The 26,546-nt window shown below is 64.8% G+C and carries 24 protein-coding genes; 4 read left to right on the top strand and 20 right to left on the bottom strand.

Annotated features, from left to right (window positions below):
• Window positions 1-102: 102 nt before the first annotated feature.
• The 11 genes from ACMV5O_RS18535 to ACMV5O_RS18585 form a co-directional block, all read right to left on the bottom strand.
• Window positions 103-2,451, bottom strand: coding sequence for a heavy metal translocating P-type ATPase (locus ACMV5O_RS18535; RefSeq protein ID WP_416164847.1), 2,349 nt, complete (start codon window positions 2,449-2,451; stop codon window positions 103-105).
• A gap of 24 nt (window positions 2,452-2,475) precedes the next feature.
• A complete protein-coding gene (locus ACMV5O_RS18540; protein ID WP_324545071.1) occupies window positions 2,476-2,874 on the bottom strand; it encodes a cytochrome c in 399 nt (132 codons plus the stop codon).
• Window position 2,875: 1 nt separating this feature from the next.
• Complete coding sequence (locus ACMV5O_RS18545) at window positions 2,876-3,124, bottom strand: DUF2933 domain-containing protein (protein WP_141020262.1); 249 nt, start codon at window positions 3,122-3,124, stop codon at window positions 2,876-2,878.
• Window positions 3,125-3,366: 242 nt separating this feature from the next.
• Window positions 3,367-6,606: an efflux RND transporter permease subunit gene (locus ACMV5O_RS18550; protein WP_416164848.1), complete on the bottom strand. Its 3,240-nt coding sequence runs from the start codon at window positions 6,604-6,606 to the stop codon at window positions 3,367-3,369.
• Window position 6,607: 1 nt separating this feature from the next.
• Entirely contained in the window at window positions 6,608-8,146 is a 1,539-nt protein-coding gene (locus ACMV5O_RS18555) for an efflux RND transporter periplasmic adaptor subunit (RefSeq protein ID WP_002943415.1), read from the bottom strand.
• Window positions 8,147-8,160: 14 nt separating this feature from the next.
• Window positions 8,161-9,468, bottom strand: a complete 1,308-nt coding sequence (locus ACMV5O_RS18560) for a TolC family protein (RefSeq protein ID WP_232431664.1) — start codon at window positions 9,466-9,468, stop codon at window positions 8,161-8,163.
• Between the two features lie 134 nt (window positions 9,469-9,602).
• Window positions 9,603-9,950: a copper-binding protein gene (locus tag ACMV5O_RS18565; RefSeq protein WP_416164849.1), complete on the bottom strand. Its 348-nt coding sequence runs from the start codon at window positions 9,948-9,950 to the stop codon at window positions 9,603-9,605.
• 102 nt (window positions 9,951-10,052) lie between these two features.
• Entirely contained in the window at window positions 10,053-10,553 is a 501-nt protein-coding gene (locus ACMV5O_RS18570; protein ID WP_416164850.1) for a cupredoxin domain-containing protein, read from the bottom strand.
• 70 nt (window positions 10,554-10,623) lie between these two features.
• Entirely contained in the window at window positions 10,624-12,027 is a 1,404-nt protein-coding gene (locus tag ACMV5O_RS18575) for a multicopper oxidase family protein (protein WP_075146732.1), read from the bottom strand.
• A gap of 17 nt (window positions 12,028-12,044) precedes the next feature.
• The gene (locus ACMV5O_RS18580) at window positions 12,045-13,457 is read right to left on the bottom strand and encodes a TolC family protein (protein WP_075146731.1); all 1,413 of its coding nucleotides are present in this window, start codon (window positions 13,455-13,457) and stop codon (window positions 12,045-12,047) included.
• Between the two features lie 383 nt (window positions 13,458-13,840).
• A complete protein-coding gene (locus ACMV5O_RS18585) occupies window positions 13,841-14,290 on the bottom strand; it encodes a hypothetical protein (RefSeq protein WP_002943433.1) in 450 nt (149 codons plus the stop codon).
• Window positions 14,291-14,476: 186 nt separating this feature from the next.
• Between ACMV5O_RS18585 and ACMV5O_RS18590 the strand changes: the two genes are divergently transcribed.
• From ACMV5O_RS18590 to ACMV5O_RS18600, 3 genes are all read left to right on the top strand, one after another.
• Window positions 14,477-15,157, top strand: a complete 681-nt coding sequence (locus ACMV5O_RS18590) for a heavy metal response regulator transcription factor (RefSeq protein ID WP_141020261.1) — start codon at window positions 14,477-14,479, stop codon at window positions 15,155-15,157.
• Window positions 15,158-15,159: 2 nt separating this feature from the next.
• Window positions 15,160-16,563 (top strand): heavy metal sensor histidine kinase, encoded by a 1,404-nt coding sequence (locus ACMV5O_RS18595; RefSeq protein WP_043742053.1) that lies wholly within the window; start codon window positions 15,160-15,162, stop codon window positions 16,561-16,563.
• Between the two features lie 116 nt (window positions 16,564-16,679).
• Entirely contained in the window at window positions 16,680-17,123 is a 444-nt protein-coding gene (locus ACMV5O_RS18600; RefSeq protein WP_002943438.1) for a DUF411 domain-containing protein, read from the top strand.
• A 349-nt stretch (window positions 17,124-17,472) separates the two neighbouring features.
• On the opposite strand, the gene ACMV5O_RS18605 is transcribed toward ACMV5O_RS18600, so the two are convergent.
• The 5 genes from ACMV5O_RS18605 to ACMV5O_RS18625 form a co-directional block, all read right to left on the bottom strand.
• The gene (locus ACMV5O_RS18605; RefSeq protein ID WP_416164851.1) at window positions 17,473-18,963 is read right to left on the bottom strand and encodes a Fic family protein; all 1,491 of its coding nucleotides are present in this window, start codon (window positions 18,961-18,963) and stop codon (window positions 17,473-17,475) included.
• Between the two features lie 114 nt (window positions 18,964-19,077).
• Entirely contained in the window at window positions 19,078-19,680 is a 603-nt protein-coding gene (locus tag ACMV5O_RS18610) for an HD domain-containing protein (RefSeq protein WP_416164852.1), read from the bottom strand.
• Window positions 19,681-19,955: 275 nt separating this feature from the next.
• Window positions 19,956-20,699: a GIY-YIG nuclease family protein gene (locus tag ACMV5O_RS18615; protein ID WP_416164853.1), complete on the bottom strand. Its 744-nt coding sequence runs from the start codon at window positions 20,697-20,699 to the stop codon at window positions 19,956-19,958.
• A complete protein-coding gene (locus tag ACMV5O_RS18620; protein WP_416164854.1) occupies window positions 20,696-22,237 on the bottom strand; it encodes a hypothetical protein in 1,542 nt (513 codons plus the stop codon). The genes ACMV5O_RS18615 and ACMV5O_RS18620 overlap by 4 nt, the downstream gene beginning before the upstream one ends.
• An 11-nt stretch (window positions 22,238-22,248) precedes the next feature.
• A complete protein-coding gene (locus tag ACMV5O_RS18625) occupies window positions 22,249-22,533 on the bottom strand; it encodes a hypothetical protein (protein ID WP_416164855.1) in 285 nt (94 codons plus the stop codon).
• Window positions 22,534-22,764: 231 nt separating this feature from the next.
• On the opposite strand from ACMV5O_RS18625, the gene ACMV5O_RS18630 reads away from it, so the two are divergent.
• Window positions 22,765-23,736 carry a helix-turn-helix transcriptional regulator gene (locus ACMV5O_RS18630; protein WP_416164856.1) on the top strand — a complete coding sequence of 324 codons (972 nt, stop codon included), beginning with the start codon at window positions 22,765-22,767 and terminating at the stop codon, window positions 23,734-23,736.
• A gap of 30 nt (window positions 23,737-23,766) precedes the next feature.
• Here ACMV5O_RS18630 and ACMV5O_RS18635 read toward each other — a convergent pair whose 3' ends face one another.
• From ACMV5O_RS18635 to ACMV5O_RS18650, 4 genes are all read right to left on the bottom strand, one after another.
• On the bottom strand, window positions 23,767-24,546 hold the full coding sequence (locus ACMV5O_RS18635) for an ASCH domain-containing protein (protein ID WP_416164857.1): 780 nt from the start codon (window positions 24,544-24,546) through the stop codon (window positions 23,767-23,769).
• 77 nt (window positions 24,547-24,623) lie between these two features.
• Complete coding sequence (locus ACMV5O_RS18640) at window positions 24,624-25,403, bottom strand: ADP-ribosylglycohydrolase family protein (RefSeq protein ID WP_416164858.1); 780 nt, start codon at window positions 25,401-25,403, stop codon at window positions 24,624-24,626.
• Window positions 25,404-25,452: 49 nt separating this feature from the next.
• A complete protein-coding gene (locus ACMV5O_RS18645; protein ID WP_416164859.1) occupies window positions 25,453-26,100 on the bottom strand; it encodes an HD domain-containing protein in 648 nt (215 codons plus the stop codon).
• 55 nt (window positions 26,101-26,155) lie between these two features.
• Window positions 26,156-26,546: endonuclease (locus ACMV5O_RS18650; protein WP_416164860.1), on the bottom strand; the 391-nt coding region annotated here is incomplete at its 5' end.

A 26,546-nucleotide genomic window follows, 5' to 3' on the forward strand; every position in this document is an offset into this window, starting at 1 on the left:
GCGCAAACATCGACACGCTGACGCCGGCATGCCTCCCAACGAACGAAGTACCCGTCACGCAGTTCGTCTGCCCAGCTTTCCGTGCGGGCGGATTGAGGTCGATCAGATCCTTTTCCGTCCGAGGCGCAACGCGTTGCCGACCACGGACGCCGAACTGAAGCTCATCGCCAGGGCGGCAATCAGCGGTGAAAGAAGCAGCCCGAACGCTGGATAGAGCACCCCGGCTGCGATCGGCACACCCGCTGCGTTGTACAGGAAGGCGAACACGAGGTTCTGGTGCATGTTGCGCACGGTGGCGACGGAGATGCTGCGTGCGGTGGCGATGCCCCGGAGATCACCCTTGACCAAAGTCAGATGGGCACTGTTCATCGCGACGTCGGTCCCCGTGCCCATCGCGATACCCACATTCGCGCGCGCGAGCGCCGGCGCGTCGTTGATGCCGTCGCCGGCCATGGCGACGATGTGCCCCTCGGCCTGCAGTTTGCCGACGAGCTCATTCTTGTCGGCGGGCTTCACTTCGCCATAGACCTCGTCGATGCCCAGGCGGGCACCGACCGCACGCGCCGTGGTGAGCCCATCGCCCGTGGCCATGATGATCCTGAGCCCGCTCGCCCGCAGCGCATCGAGCGCTTCCGGGGTCGAAGCCTTGATCGGATCTGCAACGGCGATGAGGCCGACGAGCACGCCCTCTGCGGCGAGGTACATCACGCTTGCGCCCTCAAGGCGCAGAGCCTCGGCGCGTTCCGCGAGCCCGCGCCAATCGATGCGCTCATCGTCCATCAGGGCGGTGTTCCCCAGAACCACACGTTGGCCATCGACTGTACCGCGCACGCCGATGCCGGACGAGGACTCGAAAGTCTCGGGCGTGCTGAGCGAGAGACCACGCGCGCGGGCCTCGGCCACGATGGCGTGGGCGAGCGGGTGCTCGCTACCCTGGTCGAGGCTGGCTGCGATGCGAAGCACGTCGGCTTCCGTCCCGCCCGGTGCCGCCACCACACTGTGGAAGGCGGGGCGCCCTTCAGTCAGGGTGCCGGTCTTGTCCACGATCAGCGTGTCGACCTTGCGCAACGACTCGATCGCCGCCGCATCGCGAAACAGCACGCCCTGGGTGGCGGCCTTGCCGGTGGCCACCATCACCGACATCGGCGTGGCCAGGCCCAGTGCGCAGGGGCAGGCGATGATCAGCACCGCTACCGCGTTGATGAGGCCGTAGGCCCAACTCGGCTGGGGTCCGAAGAGTCCCCACACCACGAACGTGGTGAGGGCGATGAGCACGACGACGATGACGAACCAGCCCGCGACGACATCGGCCAGGCGTTGCATCGGCGCGCGCGAACGCTGGGCCTGCGCGACCATCTGCACGATCTGCGACAACATGGTCTGCGCCCCGATCTTCTCGGCGACCATGACCAGGGCGCCGCTGGTGTTGAGCGTGGCGCCGATCACCTTGTCGCCGGGGCGCTTGGTCACCGGGATCGGTTCACCCGTCAGCATTGACTCGTCGACCGCGCTTTCGCCTTCGGCAACGGCGCCATCGACCGGCACCTTTTCACCCGGACGAATGCGCAACCGGTCGCCGGGGTGGACGTGCGTCAACGGGATGTCCTCTTCCGTGCCATCCGCGCGAATACGCCGCGCGGTCTTGGGCGCGAGGCCGAGCAGCGCCTTGATCGCGGCGCCGGTCTCCGAGCGCGCCTTCAGCTCCAGCACCTGGCCGAGCAGCGTCAGCGAGATGATCACCGCTGCTGCCTCGAAATACACCGCCACGTGTTCGCCCATGCGGAAAGAGGCCGGAAACACTTCGGGCGCAACCGTAGCGACGACGCTATATAGATAGGCCGCCCCAACTCCCAGTCCAATCAGCGTCCACATGTTCGGGCTGCGGTTGCCGATCGACTGCGCGCAGCGCACGAAGAACGGCCAACCGGACCACAGCACGACCGGTGTCGCCAGGGCCAGCTCGACCCAGGGGCGCGCCGCACCCAGCATCGGATCGAAGACGCCACCGGACATGGCGATCGCGGTGACGATCACCGTCAGCGGCAGCGTCCACCAGAAGCGGCGGCGCAAGTCGGCGAGCTCGGGATTGTCCTCCTCGTCGAGGCCCGGCATCACCGGCTCGAGCGTCATGCCGCATTTCGGGCAGGTACCGGGCCCAATCTGGCGGATCTCCGGATGCATCGGGCAGGTGTACTCCGTGCCGGGCACCGGTGCGGGCTCCGTTGACGGCTGACTTGTCTCCGGTGCCAGATACCGCGCCGGATCGGTCTCGAACTTGCCTTGGCACTTCGCACTGCAGAACCGGTATTCGTGTCCGGCGTGAATGACCCGATACGGAGAGTCGGGCTTCACGGTCATGCCGCAGACCGGATCGGTATCCTGGCCTGGTGATGCATGATCGTGGCGATGAATGTGGCCAGAATGGCCGCCCTGCGAATGCTCGTGGGTCATGATGCCTCTCCCCGGCGATTGTTGTTATCGAATGCCGACCTTGCGCTGTTCCCCCCGGATGAATGCCGTGACATGAGCGACCTCGTCCGGCGTCAGGCCGGGAACAGGTGCCATGTCGCCGAACTGCCAGTGGTGGGCGCGCACACCGTTCGCCACCGCCAGCTGAAAGGCGATATCGGCGTGATGACTGGGTTCGTAGACCTTATGGAGCATGGGCGGCCCCTTGTCCGAGCCCTTGAGGTCGGTCCCATGGCAAGCGGCACAGTGCTGTGCGTAGAGTCCCTTTCCCTGCCCCGGATTGGGCATCAGCCCCGGAGAGGGCTGCGGGATCTTCCAGCCTTGCGCCGCTGCGCTCGAAATCAAGACGCCCGAAAGCGCCGCAATGACGACGCCACGGCCTAGGCACGCCTCTGTCATCGGCATCTCAGCGCTTCTCCGAGTCGGTGTCGTTACTGTGGTGCCCGCCGTGATGTCCGCCATGGCCAAACAAGTGCATCAGGGGACACAGCAACAGGATCAGATACACCCAGTTGCCCGACACATGCGCCCAGTGTTCGCGCAGCAGGAAGAACAGTGCGATCGCCGCCAGCATCAGGCCAGCGATGACGCCGGGGGAGCGATACCAGGCGACAGATCGAGGGTGTCCAGGATCATGAGCAGGCTTCGTGTTCATGGCTTCATACCTTGCGGGTCGGCGAACGGTGAACGGCTGCGGGCGGCTTCGAGCAGCACGGCGAGAGCGGGGCATCCCGGTGGGCTCGCTCGTTCTCGCGACACCAATTCTTGAAGGATTGCCAGAGGGATTTCAGCCAGGCAAGCATCGCAATGCTCCTCGTCACGTTCAGCGGCGGCCTCGGGAACGGGGCCTTGGAAACAGGCTACGCCCCCGATGCTGTCGCGCCGCTGACCGGTGCATTACAAATTCGACACCGTGACCAGCGCCTGCGCGGGTGCTCGCTTGGCGCTTCGGCGCAGCTCCCACTGCTTGACCAGCGCGTAGAGCGCCGGAATCACCGCCAGCGTCAGCACGGTCGAGGACACCATGCCGCCCACCATCGGCGCGGCGATGCGACTCATCACCTCGCTGCCGGTGCCGGTGCTCCACATGATCGGCAAGAGGCCGGCCATGATCGCCACCACGGTCATCATCTTCGGTCGCACGCGCTCGACCGCGCCCTCCATGATCGCCGCATACAGATCGGCGACGCCGGCCTCGCGGCCTTCCGCCTCCCTGCGCTCGCGAACCTCCTTCCATGCATGATCGAGGTAGATCAGCATGATCACGCCGGTCTCCGCCGCCACCCCGGCGAGCGCGATGAAGCCCACCGCCACCGCCACGCTCATCTGGTAGCCCAGCCACCACATCAGCCACACCCCGCCCACCAGCGCGAAGGGCACCGACAGCATCACGATCAGCGTCTCGGTCAGGCGGCGGAAGTTGAGGTAGAGCAGCACGAAGATGAGTGCGAGGGTCACCGGCACCACGATCTTCATCTTCTCCTTGGCGCGCTCCATGTTCTCGAACTGGCCGCTCCAGGTGGCGTAGTAGCCCTGCGGGAATTCGACATCTTCGGCCACCGCCTGCTGCGCGCGCTTGACGAAGGCGCCGAGGTCGGACTCCCGGGTGTCGACATACACATAGGCCGCAAGCAGCGCGTTCTCGGTACGGATGCCGGGCGCGCCGCGCGTCAGCTTCACCTCGGCCACCTGGCCGAGCGGGATCGGGCCGTTCATGGTCGGCACGAAGACGTCGGACGCGAGCCGCGCCGGGTCGTCGCGCAGGCCGCGCGCATAGCGCACCGACACGCCGTAGCGCTCCAGGCCCTCGACCGTGGTCGTCACCATCTCGCCGCCGAGCGCGGTGGCGATCACGTCCTGCACCATGTCGATGGTGAGCCCGTAGCGCGCGAGCTGATCGCGACGCGGCACGATGTCCACGTAGTAGCCGCCCGCCACGCGCTCGGCGTAGGCGCTGCTCGCGCCCGGCACCTTGCGCACGGCGGCCTCCACCGCCTGCGCCACCTTCTCCAGCGTCTCCAGGTCCGTGCCGAACACCTTGACCCCCACCGGGGTGCGGATGCCGGTGCTGAGCATGTCGATGCGGGCCTTGATCGGCATCGTCCACGAGTTGGCCAGGCCGGGGAACTTGAGCGCTGCGTCCATCTCGGCGATCAGCTTGTCGGTGCTCATCCCCGGGCGCCACTGGTCCTGTGGCTTGAGGTTGATGACGGTCTCGAACATCTCGAGCGGCGCCGGGTCGGTCGCGGTGTTGGCGCGGCCGGCCTTGCCATAGACCGATTCGACCTCTGGGAAGGTCTTGATGATGCGGTTCGTCGTCGCAAGCAGGCGCCCGGCCTCGGTCACCGACATGCCCGGCAGCGCCGCAGGCATGTAGAACAGCGTGCCTTCGTTGAGCGTCGGCATGAACTCCGAGCCGATCTGGCGCGCGGGCACGATGGTGGCGGCCATCGCCAGCACCGCGAGCACGAGCGTGAGGACCTTGAAGCGCAGCACGCCCTGGATGATCGGCCGGTAGAGCCAGATCAGCAGCCGATTCACCGGGTTCTTCGCCTCGGGCAGGATGCGCCCGCGCACGAAGAACAGCATCAGCACCGGCACCAGGGTCACCGACAGCAGCGCGGCACCGGCCATGGCGAAGGTCTTGGTGAAGGCGAGCGGCGAGAACAGCCGGCCCTCCTGGCCTTCGAGCGCGAACACCGGCAGGAAGGACACGGTGATGATCAGCAGCGAGAAGAACAGCGCCGGCCCGACCTCCTTGCAGGCGAGCACGATCGCGGCGCCGCGCGCCTTCTGGTCCGCCCCTGCGGGCAGGCGCTCGATGTGCTTGTGCGCGTTCTCGATCATCACGATCGCCGCGTCCACCATCGCCCCGATCGCGATCGCGATGCCGCCCAGGCTCATGATGTTGGAGCCCAGGCCGAGCGCGCGCATGGCGATGAAGGCGAACAGGATGCCGAGCGGCAGCGTGATGATCGCCACCAGCGCGCTCCTCACATGGAGCAGGAAGATCACGCACACGGCAGCGACGATCAGGCTCTCCTCGAGCAGCGTCCATTGCAGGTTGCCGATCGCACGCTCGATCAGCTCGGAGCGGTCGTAGACCGGCACGATCTCGGCGCCCGCCGGCAGCCCGGGGGCGATCTCGGCGATCTTGGCCTTGACGTTGGCGATCACGTCGAGCGCGTTCTGGCCGAAGCGTGCCATCACGATGCCGGAGGCCACCTCGCCCTCGCCGTTCAGCTCGGCGATGCCGCGCCGCTCGGCGGGCACCAGCTCGACGCGGGCGACGTCGGCCACCCGCACCGGCGTGCCGCGCTCGGCCTTGAGCACGATGCCGGCGATGTCCTCCACGCTTTGCAGGTAGCCCCGGCCGCGCACCATGTATTCCTTCTCGGCCAGTTCCACCACGCGGCCGCCGACGTCGCGATTGGAAGCGCGGATCGCCTGCGCGACCTGATCGAGCGTGATGCCGTAGCCCGCGAGGCGCAGCGGATCGATGGTGACCTGGTACTCGCGCACGAAGCCGCCGATGCTGGCGACCTCGGACACGCCCTGCGCCTTGGTGAGCTGATAGCGCACGTACCAGTCCTGCAGGCTGCGGGTGTCGGCGAGGCTCATGTCCTTGCCCAGCACCGCATATTGATAGACCCAGCCCACGCCGGTGGCGTCCGGCCCGATCTGCGGCGCCACGCCCTGCGGCAGGCGGCTGGCGGCGGTGCTCAGGTACTCGAGCACGCGCGAGCGCGCCCAGTAGATGTCGGTACCGTCCTCGAAGATCACATACACGTAGGACGCGCCGAACATCGAGAAGCCGCGCACCACCTTCGCACGCGGCACCGCCAGCATCGAGGTGGTGAGCGGATAGGTGACCTGATCCTCGACCACCTGCGGCGCCTGGCCGGGGTAGTCGGTGTAGACGATCACCTGCACGTCCGAGAGGTCGGGCAGCGCGTCGAGCGGGGTGTGCTTGACTGCGTAGAGGCCGCCGCCGATCAGGAACAGCGTGGCGAGCAGCACCAGGAAGACGTTGCGCGCGGACCAGTCGATGACGCGATCGAGCAGGCCGGGTGCTGCCGGTCTGGCTGCCGCGTCGGTTGGCACGACGTTCGAAGAGTCTGTCACAGGGGCATGCATCTCAGTGCCCCCCGTGACCGCCGGCGCTCGGTGCAGGCGCAGTGCCTGCAACCGGCTCGATGCCTGTGATGATGTACTCGCCTGGCTCACCCGCCTCGAAGACGAACCGCACCGGCGAGCCTGGGGCGATGCTCTTCACCAGCGCCGGATCGGCAATCTTGAAGTCCATGGTCATCGCCGGCCACTGGAGGGCCGGGATCTCGCCATGCGTCATCGTCACGCTGCCGCCTTCGGCGTCGAGCGCATCGAACGTCCCTTGCGCTTCGTAACGGGTCGGGCTCGCTTGAGCCTGATCGCGGGCATCGGGCTCAACCAGGTTGGAGAGTGCCGCCTTGAGCTGGCTCTCCGAGTCGATCAGGAAGTTGGCCGAAACCACCACGCGATCACCCGCAGTCACGCCGTCGAGCACCTCGACCACATCCCGGCCGCGCTGGCCGAGCTTCACTGGCTGCGGCTTGAAGCGGCCTTCGCCGAGCGCAATCAGCACGACCCGCCGTTCGCCATCGTCGATGATCGCCGAGGTCGGCACGGCGACCCTCGGGGTGGCATCACCTGCCGCCAGCGCGATCTGGGCGAACATGCCTGGGCGCAACAGGCCCTCCGGATTGTCCAGTTCCAGACGCACGCGGGTGCTGCGCGTGGCGGCGTCGAGGGTTGGATAGAGGTAATCGACCCGCGCCGCGAAGCCGCGACCGGGATAGGCCTCGAGCGTCACCTGCGCGCTCTGGCCGACCTGCACGCGGGCGAGATCCTGCTCGAAGACGTCGGCGATGATCCACACCTTCGACAGGTCTGCGATGCGGAACAGTGCCTCGCCCGGCATGAAGCGTCCGCCTTCGATGGCCTCCTTCTCCAGCACCACGCCGCTCGCCGGGGCGTGGAACACCTGGCGCGCGCCGGCCTGGCCGGCCACCTGCAGGTTGCGCAGGCGCGCACGGGTCGCCTCGGCCAGCCGACGGGCGGATTCGCTCGCCAGCGGATCATGGGCCGCGTTCTGGCTGGCCAGGCGCTCGGCAATGCGCAGTTCCTCGCCGGTGGATTGCAGTTCCGGGCTGTAGGCGGTGAACAGTGGCTGGCCCTTCTTCACCGGGTCGCCGACCGCATTCACATGCAGGCGCTCGATCCAGCCCTCGAAGCGCGGTGCCACCACCACCTGCCTGCGCTCGTCGAGCTCAATCCGGCCGCTCGCGCGCACCGCCGAATCCACGGCGCGCAGTTCAACCTCGGCAGTCTTCACCCCCAGGGTCTGGATGCGCGCGGGGCTGACCACCACTGCGCCACTGTCGTCCGGCTGGTCGTCGGCATAGACGGGGATGTAGTCCATGCCCATCGAATCCTTCTTCGGCACGGGCGAGGTGTCGGGCAGGCCCATCGGGTTGCGGTAGTAGAGGATCTTGCGTTCGCCGTCGGCCGGGGCTGCGCTATCGCTTTGCGCCTGGCTTTCGGTGATCAGCGGAACTGGATTTCCAGCATTTTGCAGGTGCGCAATCCAGTACCCCGCACCTATGGCAATCGCCACGCCCGCAGCGATCGCCGTCATTCGAATGGCTGAGCTCACTTCAGATCCCCTGTCAGTTTCTTGATTTCTGTCAGCGCCAGGCGCGTGTCGAGCTCGGTCTTCAAGCGTTGAGTCCGGATGTCGATGAGCTGGCGCTCGGCTTCGATCACGCTGTCGAAGTCGACCTTGCCGCTGCTGAGCGCGGCCTGACTTGCATCCCGGGTGGCCTGGGCCTGCGGCAGCAGCGTATGTTCGAGCAGGCGCAAGGTCTCGCGGCCCTGCGCGTACATCGACCAGGCGATACCCAGTTCGCCGGATGCGCGCGCCTTGGCATCCTCCCGCCGCGCCTCGGCCGCCATCAGCATGTATTCGGCTTCGCGCTCCTTGGCGCGACGGCTGGACTGTTGCAGCGGGATCATCACCTCGAACATCACGTCCCAGGACGACTTACCTTCATCAGGACGGTTGTTGCGCACGCCAACAGCGAAGTCCGGCAAGCGTTCCTGATACGTTCGTTCGCGCTCGGCACGCGCCACATCGATGCCGTAGGTCGCGGCATTCACTTCCGGATTAGCGCTCGCCGCCGACTCAAAAAGGGCGCCCGCCTCCAGCTGCTCGGGCAAGGGGGCTGGATCTGCGGGTGTGGCGAGCGGCGCATCATGCGCCCGGCCGAGCAGGCCGTTGAGCCCCGCTGCCAGCCCCTTGCGCCGCTGTTCGACCTCCACGAGCGCGAGGCGCTGGGCAGTGATTTCGCGCTGCATGCGCAGCACCGCCTGCTGCGGCAGCAGACCCAGCTCGTAACGGGTGAGGCTCAGCGCCTCCAGGCTTTGCAGCAGGGTCAAGCCCTCGCGGTTGAGGACGAGTTCGCGGTCGGCGGCGTAGTAGCGCAACCACAGCGTCTCGATCTTTGCCGCGAGCTCAGCCCAGGAGGTATCGCGCATCGCATCAGCCTGGGTCGCCTGGGCTTCGGCGGCCTTCACCGCCAGCTCGCGCTTACCCCACCCGGGTAGCGGCTGGGTGATGCGGTAGCGGGTCTCGCCCACCTGGCCGGGCAGCAACGACGCCGAGCGCCCGCTCATGGTGTTGGTGGCGTCCATCAGCTCGACCTCGAACGTCGGGTCGGGCAGCGCACCGGCGGGCGTCACGCGCTCCTGCGCTGCGGACGCTTCCGCGCGGGCAGCGGCAAAGCCGGGGTTGCTGTGGCGCGCATATTCAATCAGCGCCTGGGGGCTCGAGCCGAGCGTTGGAGTGTCGGGCGAACCCTGTGTCCAGGCACTGCCACTTCCCAGCGTGAGCGCGACCACCAGTGCAAGCGCTGCAGGACGTAGCAGGTGAGATGAGGGTACTGCGAACGGGGATTTCATCGAGAAACGATTCCGGCAGGCGGTGAAGTGCATGCGCAGGCCCTTCGCCACCCGCCTCGTCGTTCAGCCACTCAGTGGGGCATCCCCACGGCTGGCCGGTCAGAGTGGAACGCGACGCACCTGCGGGATAGGCGTCACTGGGCGGGCTCGAGAGACGTCACGGTCAGCGCACCGCCGACCTTCTCGACCGCGAACCGGATCTTGTCGCCCGCCTTGACCTGATCAAGCATGCCCGGCTCGGCCGCGCGGAACACCATGGTCATCGCCGGCATGCCGAGCGACTCGAGCGGGCCGTGCGCGATGGTGAGCTTGCCGGCGGATTTGTCGATCTTCTTGACCGTGCCCTCGGCCAACTTGGCATCGGTCTCGGCCGGGGCGCTGGCACCATCGTGATGGGCAGCGTGATCGGCCTGCGCGAACGCCACCGGGGCCGTACCACCCAGCAGGGCCAGGAGCGCAGTGGTGATGAGAGTCTTCTTCATGATGGGCTTCTCCAAGGGTTGAATTTCTGTGTGAATTCGAAAGTCAGCACGATTATGCGAAGCGCTCACCGACAGGGCGCTGACGCACGGATTACATTTCTGTCAGCCAACCTTGATCGTGCCGATCATCCCGGCCTGGAAGTGGCCCGGAATCAGGCAGGCGAACTGGAATTCGCCCGCGCGGTTGAAGTGCCAGCGCATTTCCCCCCGCCCACCCGGCGCGACGTGGGCCATCCAGGGCTCGTCATGCTCCATGCCGGGGAAGCGCTGCATCAGCTCCGCGTGCTCGGCAAGCGACTTGGGTGTACCGACCACCATCTCGTGCATCACGGCGCCTCGATTCTCGTGAGTGAAACGGATCGTCTCGCCCAGGCGCACCTCGATACGGTCGGGGATGAAGCGCATTTCATCGGTCATCACGATGGCGATCGTTCTCGAGACGGATTTCGCGTCCCCCGCAATCCCCCATTCCTGCTGCTCCTTGGGGATATCGGACGCTGCCTTGTCGGCATGCTCGGCATTGCCATGGGCGAACGCGCTGCGGTGAACGGCAAGCACACCGGCGGCAAGGCTGGTGGCAAGAAATCGACGACGACTTTTCATGGGAATCTCCTTCTCTGTGGGTTGAATCTTGTTGGTGTTGTCGTGGGGGCTGATTACGAGGCGATCGACTTCAATGCCCCTGATGGCCGGCAGGCTTGCGAACCGTCATCTCGACCGATCGCGCAGGCTCGGTGCGCGGCATGCTCGAGGGTCCGGCTGCAGCACTGCGCGCCGGTTCGGGTAGCGCCGCGCCCGCCCACTCGTAGGCCACCGTCCCCTTCGGGTGCTTGAACCAGCCCGGGTCGCGGTAGTCGCCCCGCTGCTGCTCGCGGCGCACCTTGAGCACGGTGAACATGCCGCCCATCTCGACGGCGCCGAACGGCCCCTGCCCGGTCATCATCGGCAGGGTGTTGTCGGGCAGGGGCATCTCCATCTCGCCCATGTCGGCCATGCCGCGCTCGCCCATCAGCATGTAATCGGGCACCAGCTTCTGGATGCCCTCGACCAGGCCGCGATGGTCGACGCCGATCATGGTCGGCACGTCGTGGCCCATCGCATTCATGGTGTGGTGCGACTTGTGACAGTGCATCGCCCAGTCGCCCTCCTCGTCGGCGATGAACTCGATCTGGCGCATCTGGCCGACGGCGACGTCGGTGGTGACCTCGGGCCAGCGCGACTCCGGCCGCGTCGGCCCGCCGTCGGTGCCGGTAACCTCGAACTCGTGGCCGTGGATGTGGATCGGGTGGTTGGTCATGGTCAGGTTGCCGATGCGCACCCGCACCCGGTCGCCCTTCCTGACATTGAGCGAGTCGATGCCCGGAAAGGCGCGGCTGTTCCAGGTCCACAGGTTGAAGTCGAGCATCGTGTTGATCTTGGGCACGTAGCTGCCGGGCTCGATGTCGTAGGCGTTGAGCAGGAAGCAGAAGTCGCGGTCCACGCCCGCGATGTGCGGGTGCGGCGCGCGCGGATGCGTGACCCACATGCCCATCATGCCCATCGCCATCTGCACCATCTCGTCGGCGTGCGGGTGGTACATGAAGGTGCCGGGGCGGCGGGCGACGAACTCATAGACGAAGGTCTTGCCCGGCGGGATCTGCGGCTGGTTGAGGCCGCCGACCCCGTCCATGCCGTTGGGCAGGCGCTGGCCGTGCCAGTGGATGGTGGTGTGCTCGGGCAGGCGGTTGGTGACGAAGATGCGCACGCGGTCGCCCTCGACGACCTCGATCGTCGGCCCGGGCGACTGGCCGTTGTAGCCCCACAGCCGCGCCACCATGCCGGGGGCGATCTCGCGCTCGACCGGCTCGGCGACGAGGTGGAACTCCTTCACGCCGTTGCGCATGCGCCAGGGGGCGGTCCAGCCGTTCAAGGTGACGACCGGGTCGTAGGGGCGTCCGTCTGGTGGCGACAGTGGGGCCGCCGTTACGGCGCTGGTCTGGATCACGGGCTCGGGCAGCGCCGCGAGCGCGGCGCGGTTGACGGTTCCGGCAGCGGCCAGCAGGCCTGCCCCGGCGAGAAAGCTGCGTCGGGTGGTCATGATCGTCTCCGGATAGGTCAGTGGCCACCACCGGCTTGCGCCGGTGATGCGCTTGATTGAAGGCTGAGCGGCGCGATCGGCTGGCCGAGCAGGCTGGCCTTGAGCCCAGCCTCGGCGCGCCAGAAGTCGCGTTCGGCCTCGATCGCCTGCACCACGCTCGCCGACTGCGCGCGCGCGGCGGCAAGCAGCTCGAACACGCCGATCAGCATCCCGTTGTACTGGAGCACCGACTCTTCGGTGATGTTCTGACGCAGCGGGACCACCTCGTTGCGGTAGTGGCGCGCGAGATCGTATGCACTGCGATAGCCCTCGTAGGCTACCCGGACCTGGGAGCTGGCGTTACTGGCAAGCTCGAGCGTGCGATTGAAGGCCGCGAGATAGCGGGCCTCGCCGCCGGCGCGCGCCGCGTCGCCGAGGTCGAACAGCGGCAAGGGCAGCTCGAGCTCGAAGCCGCGCTGGGTCGATTCGCCGGTCTCGCTGTTGCGCACGCCGGCCACATGCAGGCCATTGACGACGCTGGTGACCCGCGTGAGGCCCAGGCTCTTCGCCGTCCGGTCGAGATCGGTGCGGGCGATGCGCACGTCGAGCCGGTTCTCCAGCAACGCCGCACCGGCGGTGGCTTCGTCCATCGGCGCCTCGGGCAAGGCCGGCAACTGATCGGGCAGACGCAGCGCCTGCGCCTGGCTCGGAGTGAGGCCCAGACGCTGGATCAGGGTTTCGCGTGCGGCGGTGGCGTTCTGGCGGGCGCGGATCAGGTTGGCCGTTTCCTCGGCGGCGAGCGCCTGTTCGCGCGCGCGCTGCAGGCGGCTGAAGTTGCCGGTGGCCTGCATCCGACGGGCGAGCTCGGCAGCGGTCCCGGCGGCCGTGGCCACCTCCTCGCGGTAGCGCGCGACCTGTCGCGCCGCGACCGCATCGACCCAGGCCTGGCGCACTTCAGTGACGGTGCTCAACAGCGCAATCGAGGACTGCAGCCGGGTCTGCTGCTGGCGGAACTCGGCCTGCTCCAGCCGCGCGGGCAGAAACAGCAGGTCGAACAGCGAGATGCCGAGCGAACGGCCGATGTCGAGTTCGCGCCCCTCGGCGCCCGAGCGAAACAACCGCTCGAAGGTGAACACCGGATTGCCGATGCGGGCCGAACCGGTCGCATCCGCCGAGGCCACGGCGGCTTCCGCCAGCAGGGACTGGAACGCCGGGCTGTAGCCCAGCGCGATGCGCACCGCGTCGTCGATCGCCAGCGGCTGTGCGAGCAGGCGATCGACCTCGGCGCGCATCGCCTCGCGCTCAGGGTCCGAGCGCAGCCAGCGCACCTCGCTACCCGTCTGCTCGCGCGCAAAGCGCTCGACCTCAGCGAAGTTCTCATCGATCGCAACGCTGGCGCACCCGGTCAGCACGGTGGCGGCCAGCAAGGATATGGGGAGACTGGCTCTCATCGCTCGCCCCCTTTCGAAGTCGGCGTGAGGTGGCCCATGTGCCCGCCGAGACGTCCAGCCTCGTCGTTGGCATCCTTCCACGACCGCAAGGGCTCATCGACACGGTAGGGCCGATATTCGTTCAGGGGCGAGCGATAGACCGGAAGGGGCTGAGGCTTGGGTTGCTCACTCGCTGGGGCAGTCTGGGTCGCGCCGAGCGCGGGGTCAGCGGGGCTTGATGGCGAGGAGGACTCGGCCTGCGCGCCCGACACGAGCGCCACGGCGACGGCCAATCCTCCACCGAGGTGGATGATTCGTCTCTGCATGGGGAATGTCTCTTTGTTGGTCTTGTGTTGAACCGGACGCAGAGCGACCGACGAACTCGCCGCTCCGCGTCTCAATGCTCAGTTGGGCATCGCCGGCTTGGCGGCCGGGTGCATCTTCATCATGTTCTGCATCATGCCCATGTGCTCTTGCATCATCTTCATGTGCTCCTGCATGAGCTTGGGATCCATCATCATGCCGCCCATGGGTCCAGCCCCGGGTCCAGGGCCACTACCCTTCATCATCGGACCAGCCCCCATCTGCCCCCCCATCATCGGGCAACCAGCGGGGGTGCCCTGCGATGCAGCCTCCAGGGCCTTGACCTGCTCTTCCATCAGGGCCATGCGACGTTCCGGGTTGGTCTCGGCACGGATCGACTTCATACGTTCCTGAAGCGCGGGGACACTCGCTGCGGGCGGCCAGGCCTGCGCCGGATCGGTCGTCTGAGCGACGACCGGGCTGCCATGCAGGGCTGCAGCCAGAGCGACGACGGGCATGAGCCCGGCGAGACGGTACAAACGCAGTTTCATGATCGATCTCCCATTGTTTGCGGGGTTCCGTCGCGGTACGGAACGCTGTGCCACGCAGAGCATCTTGCGCCCGCCTGCCTGTCGTTGGCCTGACCTGGAAATTACATTTCTGTAAGCCCGGGGGTTATCCAGCACCCCGGGCGCAAAATCGGGCACAGTCAGCACGAAGCGCGTAGGAGCGAAACAATGAAAATTCTGATCGTCGAAGACGAAGTGAAGACCGGCGACTACCTCCGCCAGGGGCTCACCGAAGCCGGGTTCGTCGTCGACCTTGCAAGAGATGGCCTCGATGGGCTCCACCTCGCACTCAATGGCGATTACGACCTCATCGTGCTGGATGTGATGCTTCCGTCGCTGGACGGCTGGGGCATCCTGCAAACACTGCGTCGCAGCAGTCGTGAGACCCCCGTGTTGTTCCTGACTGCCCGTGACCAAGTTGAGGATCGGGTCCGTGGTCTTGAGCTTGGCGCCGACGATTACCTGGTCAAGCCCTTCGCGTTTTCCGAGTTTCTCGCGCGGGTCCGCACCCTGCTGCGCAGGGGACGGGGTCATGAACCGGAGATCCTGCGCTCGGCAAACCTGGAACTCGATCTGCTTCGCCGCAGGGTGACGCGATGCGGGCAGCGTATCGATCTGACCGCCAAGGAGTTTGCCCTGCTGGAACTGCTGCTGCGCCGCAAAGGTGAAGTGTTGCCGCGCTCCCTGATCGCTTCGCAGGTGTGGGATATGAACTTCGACAGTGACACCAACGTGATCGAGGTCGCAGTGCGCAGGCTACGGGTGAAAGTCGACGACCCCTTCGAGCCCAAGCTGATCCGCACCGTGCGCGGCATGGGCTACGTGCTCGAAGCGATGGAGCCGAGCTAACGATGATCCGTATTCACTCGCTGACGGCGCGATTGGCAACGCTCTTTGCGGCCCTCACCGCAAGCCTGCTGGTGCTGGTAGCGGTACTGTTTGGCCGCATGCTGGACGCGCATTTCCAGGAGCTAGACCTGCACGAATTGCAGGGCAAGGCCGCACTCATACGCAACGCGCTGCAGGATGACACTGCGACTGGGGGGCGATCGGAACGCATCCAGGCACTCGCTCGCTCTTTCGTTGGACACGAGAGTGTGGGTGTCCTGCTTCGCGACGTCGAGGGACGCGTCATCCACGTTATCCACCCCGAGCACTTCACCGCTGCCCAGCGGGCTGGAGAACGACTTTCGGGCGGGCTGACTGACTGGACGGTCGACGGGCATCCACATCGAGGGGTTGAGGTCAGCATCACGCTACCGCCCCTCGAATCGAGGGACCAGTCGATCGAGGCGCTGGTCGCACTCGATCTGTCGCATCACGTCCATTTCCTCGCGTCGGTGCGAAATGCGACGTGGGCGGGCGTCGTCGTCGCAGCATTGGCGGCGGCGCTCTTCGGCTGGTTTGCTGCGCACCGTGGCCTCGCCCCGCTGCGCCAGGTCACCGAAACCGCCCGCAAGCTGTCTGCACGGCAACTGGCCGAGCGTCTCGCCATCGATGATGCACCGCTGGAGGTACGCGACCACATCGAAGCCTTCAATGGCATGCTCGCCCGGCTCGAGGCTGCTTTCCAGCGCCTCGGTGACTATTCGGCGGACATTGCCCACGAACTGCGTACGCCGATCTCGAACCTGATGACGCAGACCCAGGTGGCGCTGTCGCGGCCACGCACGAATGACGAATATCAGGACATCCTGGCGTCGAACCTCGAGGAATACGAGCGCATCGCACGCATGGTCAGCGACATGTTGTTTCTCGCCAAGGCCGAGGAGAACACCCTCGCGCATGCCGGCGAACCTGTCGACCTTGCCCTCGAGGCGGATGCGCTGATCGATTTCTACGAAGCCTTGGCCGAAGAGGGCCAAGTCCGCATCGTGCGCCAAGGCCAGGCGAGCGTTCAGGGTGATCGCCTGATGCTGCGGCGCGCCTTGTCGAACCTGATTTCGAATGCGCTTCGTCACACACCGAAAGAGGGACAGATCACGATCAGGATCGACGCGGACGCAGCCGGCGTAGGTCTCGCCGTGTGCAATGTCGGCGACCCCATCCCCGCCGATCAGATCGAGCGGATCTTCGAACGCTTCCATCGCGGTAGCGCCCAGCGCGAATCTCGCGGTGAAGGCGCAGGGCTCGGACTTGCGATCACGCGTTCCATCGTCCAGGCCCACGGGGGTCACATCACTGCGCGCTCCGCTGAAGGTGTCACCTGCTTCACGATCACCTTGCCTCGCAATGAAGCCTCATCACCTTCCTGATCCTGCAAAGTCGACCGGGGTCCCGGCTGTCTGACGGAAATGTAATTTTGAGGTCAGCTTCCCGTTGGGCTCAAAGTGCCAAACTATGCCTCGACGCCATCAACCGGAAGACGAACATGAAGACGAAAACTTTGCTCGGCGGGCTCGTGGCAAGCCTGATGATCGTGAGCGGCGCAGCGTTTGCGCAGGGGCCCGTACGCGTTGAGGTCTACAAGAGCGCTTACTGCGGGTGCTGCGGGAAATGGGTCGAGCACCTGAGAAAGAACGGCTTCGATGTCGTGACGAAAGACGTCGATGATGTCCCCGCAGCCCGCAAGGCACTGGGCATGCCGGACCAATACGGCTCGTGTCACACGGCCAAGGTAGGTTCCTATTCCGTCGAGGGGCACGTCCCTGCGGACGACATCCGACGGCTTCTCGCCGAGTCCCCAAAGGCAATCGGACTGGCTACGCCAGGCATGCCGCAGGGGTCGCCCGGCATGGAGACCTCGACCCCGCAACCCTATGAGACGCTTCTGGTCGGGCTTGACGGAAGCGCGAGGGTTTTTGCCCGACACTGACGGCAGAGCTGGTGAGTATCGACTTTATGAGCGCAGTGCCGGCCGATTTACGAACCACGCTGGCCTCAGCTCGCTCTAGGGCTGGTTTCGGATCTCACCGGTCGCTCGAATGACGACTCTGCTACTACCATGTGTGGCAGCAAATGGCCGGCTGCCGCTATTGGAAACCGCATCCGCATAGCGGCCGTTGATCGCCGATCAAGGCAAGTCGTGGGCGTCAGGTTCGGCCGACAAGCCGATATCCGTATCCGACACGCCTCACCCGCCGAACTCGAAAGATCATCACGACACTCGAATTTTTCTCACAACACCGAGCTTTCGCAGCACTCGAGTCGAAAAGCACGAAAAACTAGCCCTCCTCGGCCCCCTCCCTCGCGATGAGGCCAAACGACTCACGTACCACTTCCTCAACACGGTCCAGCACATCGGCAGGCAGATGGAAATACTGCTTTCGCCGCCTCGCAGAGAGCCGCCCCTGACTCGACTGCGCCATGCGGATCAAGGCCGACAGGTCCTTCCTGGGCAGATCCAACTCTGCATCCAGCTGCGCGAAGGCCTTGTCATAGCCACTCAGCCAAGCCAGTTCGCGGGGGATCTCGTCTTCCACAGCCTGCTGGATCATGCGGTGCAGGAAAGCCACTTCCTTGCTGGCATCGAAGAACCGGTAGGCTCTGCCCCCCGGATGCGCGCTTACATGCGGAGCATCCTCGGCACGCACGTAGCGCCACAGCCGCGTCACCGGCTGGGAGAATGCCGAAAGCACCTCGAGGTAGGCCGGGATGTTCTTCAGGATGACGGCGGATACGGGCACCACCGTTCCAGTCGGCAGCAGCCCCGAGTGCGTCAGCACGTGGTGGATGAGAAACCGGTGCAGGCGCCCGTTGCCATCCATGAAGGGGTGCAGGTAGACGAAGCCGAACGCGGCGGCCGCCGCCTTGACCAGTCCATCGGTACAGCGGTGATCGTCGTTGATGAAGGCCTCCCAGCCCCTCATCGCACGCGTAAGCTCGCCCGGCGGCACCGGAAAGAAGGTGACGCGGCCGGTAGCGTCCTCCAGCCAGTTCTGCCGTGTCCGGTAGGAGGCTTCCTGACTGTAGACGTCGCGCACGACGGCGTTCTGCAAGCTCACCAGCCAATCCTCGGTGACCTGCGTCGTTTCGCCGGCACGCCGGAGCAGTTGAACGAAGCGCTCCTGCTTGTCCGAGCTCGGATGCTCGCGCTCGATCTCGAAGCTGCTGCGGGTCTCTGAAAGGTACAGGTAGCTCAACGCGCGCTCATGGAGCGACGGGTCCGTCACGGATGCCAGGGTCTCGCGCGCCTTGTCGAGGAGTTCTGCCAAGGAAGGCGTGCTCGGTACTGCCGCGCGCCGCACCACCGGGGAGAAATCGGCCGTTCCCAGTGCGTTGTTGCGCACGCGGAACTTGCGGTCGTTGGTGGGCTGCCCAGCGGTGACGTAATCGTCGCCAGGAAAGAGGTCGACGTAGCCTCCCGCCGGCAAGGCCTCCGCCGGGAGTTCCTGTCCCGTCAGCCACTCCCAAAGATGACACGCCCGCCGGATGTGCGCGCCGTTGGGCGCCGCATTCAACCGGGCCAGCAACTCCTGCGGCGGGAGATGCTCGAACAGGGCGTCGATGACCTCAAGATTCACGCCCTCATGGCGCAGGGCAAATTCGAGATGGCCGACCAGCGTGTCCTCGATGGCCACGCCGCGCGGGAAAAGGACGCGGTCGGCCGAATCCACTCGCCGATTGACCGAACCGCTGATCTCCGCCGGCTTCGTCAGCGGTCGGACGGCCAGAGAGAGTCGGCTGATGAGTTGTGCGTAGCCAATCGTGGGCATCGAATCCTCGAAATCTGTTTGCTCGACTCGAAATTTATTAACGGACGTCAGTCTTTAAAACAGTCTATTCGAGAATTTATCGTTACCGCCGATCAATCAGCACTGCCGAACAGGTCACGCCACCCGGCTCTTCGCTTCCGCAAGCTCTAGCACCGCCGCCAGATCGCGCCGCAATGCAGCTTCCAGCGCCGCCGGCACCCGTCCGCCAAAGGCCTCGACCAACTCCGCGTAGTACCACAGCGATCCATCCTTACCTCCGGTGAAGCGCGTCCACACCGACTCACCGATCTCCGTCAGATCGAGCAGGATTGCCTGCAGGTTTGCCAGCTTGTCGCAGGCAGAGACGAGAACGCCCTCACCTTCCGCCGCGCGCAGGTGGGCGAGGTAGAGCTCCTTCCGCTCACGCCAGGGGCTTTTCTGCCCCTGGGCATCCGGCAGGCCATCGGTACAGAACTGCACGAGGTCGAGGACCTGGCCACCGAAGGCTTCGCGGATCGGCTCCGCCCACTGCGGACCACCGTCCTCAAGGACGTCATGCAGCAGCGCCGCGATGACTTGGTCCTCGTTGCCACCATAGCGTTGAACCAAAGTCGCCACCGCAACCGGGTGCGTGATGTAGGGCAATGGCAAGCCAAGAGCGTTCTCGGTCCCTTTGCGGATCTGGCCCGCGTGAGCTTCGAGGGCGAGCAACAGGGCGGTGTCGAACTTCTGGGTCATGAAATGGGCTCCTGAGTGGTCGTTTTTTCGATTGGCATTTTCCGAAATCCAGGGCTCACCCGGTGCGCCCAGTTCGATAGCTGATGCTCCCCTCCACCAGGCAGTCTGGATAGCCGAACTCACTCGATGGATGCGTATGCTTTCCAGAATCCAGTTTGGGAATCTGCTCGAAGCCGTATCGTTTCAAGAGCTAGCGAACTGCCTTCCGAAAAGGGGGCTCCCCGTGACCAGCGAACATCAGCCCATCTCTGGAACGTACTCGCAGACCTCCCGACTCACAGCCTGAAGGTCTTGATCTCTTCCACATCTCCATGCGTGAGCTGAAACCACTCTCCATTAAGCCGTTTTGTTCTGAAACGCCGATGCAACTCCAGCTCTGCTCGGGAGTAGTCGTCGAACCAAGCGTAGTGAACGACCTCTATCTCGAACGGAAGCTTCACGGAAAAAAGCTGCGAGCGTTGCTTCATCCGCTTTGTCTTGCCGATCTTGTACCCATAGGACGAGCGGATCAGGTAGACGAAACCCGCTCGATCGTTGTCAACGTCAAAGGCCTTCAGCTCGGGTCTGCTCCCAACGGCGGACACCTCGGTCCTGCCTGCGCTGCGCTTGGTTTCTGAACGTAGCGTCTGCAAGGCCGGTTGTGTCTGCTGTCCGAAGTACCGCTGGAACATCTCCGGGAGGCGATAGCCCTTGATCACTGACGCGGCAAAGCGGAAGTACGGCTTTGTCTGTCGCCAGAAACGCATTCCCTGTGTCGATGGGTGAAGGGTCTCGGTCGCACGAATCCAATTGACACCGAGCGCGCCATGACTACCGGGAGAGTTCGTAACGACGCCGAGCGCCCGGACCTCACCCGACTGGGTGCTTTCGTTAAAACGGGCCAGGACGATCCCATCGCCAACCTCTACTTCCATGGAGAGATCGGGGTCAGAGCACGAGACGGTTCCAGTCTTGAGCATCAACTCAAGCGCGGCGGCATCCGAGTAGTTCAAGCGGAAAAAACGTTTCGGCTCTTTCATTGCTGCGGGCTCTCCGGTTTCGAGCGGTACGGCGTCGTTTGCTGATCTTCAATACGGCGCTCTGCTTCTTGAAGCTCAAGACCCCGGTGGAACTGGCGCACATACTCTCGCTCCCGCGCCCTTTCCTCCTTCATCTTCATGAAGGGGTTGCTCTTGAGCCAGGGAGCCGTCCGGCGAAGTCCCTCTAGAATCACTTTGGGCTGCCCCGGGAGGTAGCCGATCAGGCGTTTTATCCGCACGAGGAATTCCTCAACTTCGCCGTCCGGCGCCACCCAAAAAGCATCGCGCAGAGCGGCCAGCGTCACGACATCGAGAGGAATCAACACCGGGCCACACTCCTCGACTGGCACGAGGAGCATCGGCATCAAGCACGAATTGTCGGGCGACGGATATGCGATAAGCCAAGCGTGGTAGTGCGCCATAGCGTCATCCATGGAGGATGTCTGCCCCCTCGGCCTCTGCGCCACCTCGTCCCAGTCATCATCTGGAGCAGGGCCATACTTCTCGAACACCCGCAGTGCATCATTCCTCAGCTTCTCAACCGCGACCGCGTGCTCGCCATAGCCGAGGGTCGGGTCAATGGGGTTGATCACGCCTTCGCCGTACCCGAGGTAGACATGCGGCACATAAAAGAACTCGTCATCCATCATGCAGCCCGACGGCGTGGGGCCGTAGAGCCATACCCCATGCGCGCTGTTGCGCTTCGTCACCGCTTCCTGCCAGTAGGCGCGGGTCTGATCCATGGCCGCCTCGCGCTCAGCCGCACGGGCCATCACATCCGCTGCTCTTTCCTCCTCGAAGGTGCGCCCAGGGGTTTCCCATGGAACAGGCTCGCGGGAAAAGTATCGATCAAGATTCTCTTTTATCTGATCTCCCGATAGCGAGGCTGCGGGTGGCTCGAATTCGCTGGCACGTAGCTCTGCGTCGAATTGAGGCCACCGGCACGATCCGCCTTCGGCGGCATGCTTGGCCTTGAACGCAGCTGTTTCCATGAACAATGAAAATAAGCCGAACTCTTGATCGACTCTATTCACCAGTCCCTGGAGCATGCCCTGCACCTCTTCCGCCTCTTCACGAACCTCCGAATTGGCTGGGTGAAGAGACATGCCGGACATCAGCTGGTGGGCCAGAGTTGAACAACTGACGTTGAAGACTCGAGCCATCGCCTCGAGCAACCACCGGTACTTGCTTGCGCTCCGGCGGACACGGACCTTCTCCGGCTGCGCATCCGACGCTAGCATCATCCGATGAAGCTCCTTGGAGTAGTTCCCCACCGCCCCGAGACCTGCCTCCTCGCAAAACCTCCCGAGCTTGACACCCTGGCTCTTCAGTTCGCTCTTGAGGCGTGGAAACTCGCGGTACAGGTTCCGGGCAAGGATAACCTCGTCGCCACGCGGCAGATCCTTCGCACCAAGTCGTTTCAGCGCCGACCATGCATCCTTGCCGTCGGCTTCCCACTTCCTGCTTTCATCCTGAACCCGCAGCAGGATCGTCTGGACAGCATTCCGAGCACTTGAGACTAGCGTTTCCTTTGTCATGACAAATCTCCTCAGTGCCGGTTGATTCGCTTGAAGCGATGGCCGATCGTGATCACCACTCCGTCATTGCTCATGACGGCGTACATATCGAGCAGTTGTCCCAGAAGATCCACAACCTTGTGACCGACTGCTCTGGAAAGGCGACGGCGGGCCGCATGGTCGAAGTAGCGGAGCTCTGCTCCGTGCTGATCAGGTTGTGTCGCTCCATACTCAACGAGCCATTCCAGAATCAATGGCGGCACACCGCGCTGCTGAGCCCGTACCTGTGCGTGGGCAGTCAAGAGTTTGCTGTTCATCTTCGCCTCCAATCCGTTTGTGCGTTTCGTGTGGCCACACTATGCAGCACTCAGGAATGGTTTGCCGCCCCCGTTTTCCTATGCTTATAGAATTTTCTGGGGATGTTTTGCATTTTTCTGGGGAAGTTTTTACATCTTCAATGACTCTCGATTGGAATTTTCAGACATTCAAGGCTCACCCGGTGCGCCCGCTTCGGTATGCTCTCCGTATTTCACCGAACGGTCTCCCCCATGAACCGCAGCGAACGCTTCTACAGGATCGATCAGTTGCTAACCGCCCGGAAGGTGGTCACGCGACAGGAACTGCTCGATGAGCTCGAGATTTCCTGGGCAACCCTCAAGCGTGATCTCGCATTCCTGAAGGACCGCTTCAACGCCCCGATCATCCACGACCGGGAGGCCGGCGGCTATCGCTTCGCGGAGCCCGGCGTAGGCCCGAGTTATGAGTTGCCCGGCCTGTGGTTCAGCGCTGACGAGACCTACGCACTGCTGACGATGCACCGACTGTTGTCGGACCTGGAACCACGCCTGCTGGCTCCGCACGTTGCCCCGCTTCTCTCCCGGCTGGAGAGCATCCTCGGCCAGGAGGGCCAGCGCTTCGACGAGATCGCCCAACGGATCCACCTGGCTCGCATCGGCCACCGGGTCAAGGATGCCGAGCACTTCAGCGAGCTCTCACGGGCGCTCCTGCAGCGGCAGCAAGTTCGCATCAGCCACTATTCACGCGAGCGCGACGAGCATACGGCCCGCACAGTCTCACCGCAGCGGCTCACCTTCTATCGCAACAACTGGTACCTGGAGGCCTGGTGCCACGAGCGCGAGGCGCTGCGCCGGTTTTCGGTCGACGCGATCGAGTCGGTGCAAGAACTAGAGGTGCGTGCAACGGAGGTGCCGCCAGAGGCGCTCGAAGCAGCCTTCTCCAGCAGCTACGGCATCTATGGTGGATCTGTGGTGCATCGCGCAGAACTACGTTTCTCGCCCAGGGCGGCACGCTGGGTAGCGCGCGAAGAGTGGCATCCCAACCAAGTCGGCACTTTCGATTCCGAGGGCCATTACCGGCTCACGCTCCCCTATGCCGATCCGACCGAGCTCGTCATGGACATCCTGCGCCATGGCCACCACGTCGAGGTGCTCGCACCCGAGGCCTTGCGGGTGCAAGTGCGTGACGAGATCGCGCGGATGGCGCGGCACTACAGCACCTGACGCGCCGCGCATGCCCCCGGAGCCGGGAGGTCAGCCAGCCCCAGAGCGCCTCACCAGAAACTCCCGCTCTCCAACCCGCATGAAGCGGAGCGTGTCACCCGCTCTGGAACCCGAGCGCTCAAAGAAATCGCGGACCTGAGCGCGGGCACGCAGAATCATCTTGTCGCCAGCGACATCGCATTCGATCGATGGCCCCGGCTCGAAGGTCACACGGATCGCCCTGCCCAGGTCGGATTTGTTCGACCCGCCGATGCAATCGCTGGGCAACAAGGACTCGGCAGTGCGCAAATAGAAGTGGTTGTTTCGCAGGTTCCCCTCGGTCAAGCGGATGTCCACCCAAGACCCCTCGGCCCTGTGCTGCGGCCTCCGGTGTTCGCCCGTCGACGGAGGCTGCCTGGCCGGCGGCGGCTCCTTGACCGTTACGGGCGGCGTCGAATCCGCCCATCCGGGATCCGCCTGAAACGTAGGCAGATCAACCCAGGTCACCGCGCCACTCGGATGCTTGTACGGAACGGGATGGGCGAAGCGCCTCACATCGCGCAGCACCCAAGGCGTTGTCCACCGGTTCGCGAACGCATCCTCGATCCCGGAAACGGGTATCGCGTGAAACGCCTGCGTGGCGCGCAACTGTTCGAGGTCGAGGGCCGGCTTGCATTCGACGAGCTCCGCCGTGCCATAGATGAGGCCGGACCCCGCCTTGATCAGGGCGATTCGGCCTCGGATGCTGGTTGCCCTCGTACGCATCTCCCAGGTTTTCTTACCCGCCAGGATGTGGTCGATCCAGGGGGAACGGATGACGAGTCCTTTCATGATCTGTTCGCTTCTCGGTGATGAATGTTGGATGTGAGGCGCGCCCGGGCACCAAGCCAAGCGCGCCGCCGATGAACTCATGCTGCCACGCCACTTTGGCGATATAGCGCCTTCAGCACCTCGCGCATGTCGACCGGCAGGTAACTCCAGCCCCGGACGGCGACATCGCTGGGTACACCGAACATCGCCTCCGCCACCCCACCGGCAATGGCGGCCACGGTGTCGCTGTCACCGCCAATCGAAATCGCATTACGAATCGCGTCCTCGTAACTCGTTGCAGTGAGCGCGCAGACCAGCGCCTGCGGTACGGTTTCCTGGCAGGTTTCGTTGAAGCGGTAATCCGGCCGGATGTCGTCGGGCGTCCGGTCGAGGTCGTAACCGTAGCGCTCGACAATCGCATAGCGGATGTTGGCCGGCGTGACACGCTGACGGGCGAGGAAAACCGCGAGCGCCGTCGCTTCAGCACCCTTGAGCCCTTCCGGATGATCGTGAGTGACCTCAGTGACCTTGCGCGCCATCGAAATCGCCTCATCGACGCTGTTCGCCAGCAGCCCCGCTGGCGCCACGCGCATCGCGGCGCCGTTCCCGAAGCTGCCGTAGGGGGCAAGCTCATCGGAGGCCAGCCACATCGCAAAGCGCTGCCCCCAACCGCCGTTGTCCCAGTAGCGCCGGCCCCAATCCTTCAGGGCCTGCGCCGGATGGCGATCGTTCACCAGCGCATCGGCCACCGCGACCGTGCAGATGGTGTCATCGGTATAGAACGCGTTCGGATGAAAGAAGGGTTCGAAGACCTTCGAGCGGTGATTGCGGAACTCGTACACCGAGCCGACGATGTCCCCGATGATGGTGCCGAGCATCTATTGCTCCAATCTGGGTGTGGTGCAGCGACAGTACAGCGCACCAGGCTCAGGGAGTGAGCCCCTCGCCCGAGTCCCACTCATCAAGGAAGCGCTCGACGAAGGACGCCATGAACTGGTGTCGCTCCTGCGCGAGCAGGCGTCCCGTCGCGGTGTTCATGCGATCCTTCAGCAAGAAGAGCTTCTCGTAGAAGTGATTGATGCTTGTCCCCTTCGCGGCCTTGTAGGCATCAGCGGTCGCATGCAGGACAGGCGGCACCTCGGGGTCGTACATCAGGCGTCCCGCATGACCGCCGTATGCGAAACAGCGGGCGATACCGATCGCTCCGATCGCATCGAGCCGATCGGCATCCTGGACGCACTGCCCCTCGAGCGTCCGCATGGGCGGCCGGACCCCTGCGCCTTTGAACGAGATCGTCGCCACGATCTCGACGACCGGCTCAACGAGGTCGTCGCCAGCACCTTCCTCGCGCAACAGCCGCTCGGCCTCGCGTGGCCCGATGGCGTCGTCGCCCCCGTGGAACTTCCAGTCGGCGATGTCATGGACGAGCGCGGCCAACTCGACCACGTCGAGCCTCGCGCCCTCGGCCACGGCGATCTTCCGGGCCAGACGCCAGACACGGTGGATGTGGTGCCAGTCATGGCCCGAGGCCTCCTCGGCGAACCGGGACCGGATGCGGGCGGCGACACGCTGCACCAGGTTGTCGGCGTCCGGCGGAATCCCATGGCCCGCAGCGACGCCAGCGTTGGGATCAGAGCTTGTAGGCAACCTTGCCCTCCGTGATCGTCACCTGCCCGCGCTGCTGAAGTTCGGCGAGCAGCTTCTTCAGGTTGGCGTCGGAAATCGGCTGGTTCGTACGCTGCTTGATCAGAGCCTGGATCGTCGTCATCAGGGTCGCCTCCTTGCGCGGTCGCGAGTTGCCGCGCTTACGAAGGTCCGCGAGGACGAGCGCAAGCCGCTCCTGATGTGTGTCCCGAGTCGGCGCGGCCGCTGCAGGCGCACTGGGGGCAACAGCGGGCGACTTCACGACTGGTGGGGTCGGGTTGTCGCCTTCAGGCAGGGGCAGCGCACCTGGCGGGGCAGCGGACTCGCGCGGCCGGGGGCAGCGGAAGTCGCCGCGCTGATTTAGCACGATCTGCAGC

Origin of the sequence: Thauera sp. WH-1, from assembly GCF_047806685.1 — a bacterium.
GTDB lineage: Bacteria > Pseudomonadota > Gammaproteobacteria > Burkholderiales > Rhodocyclaceae > Thauera.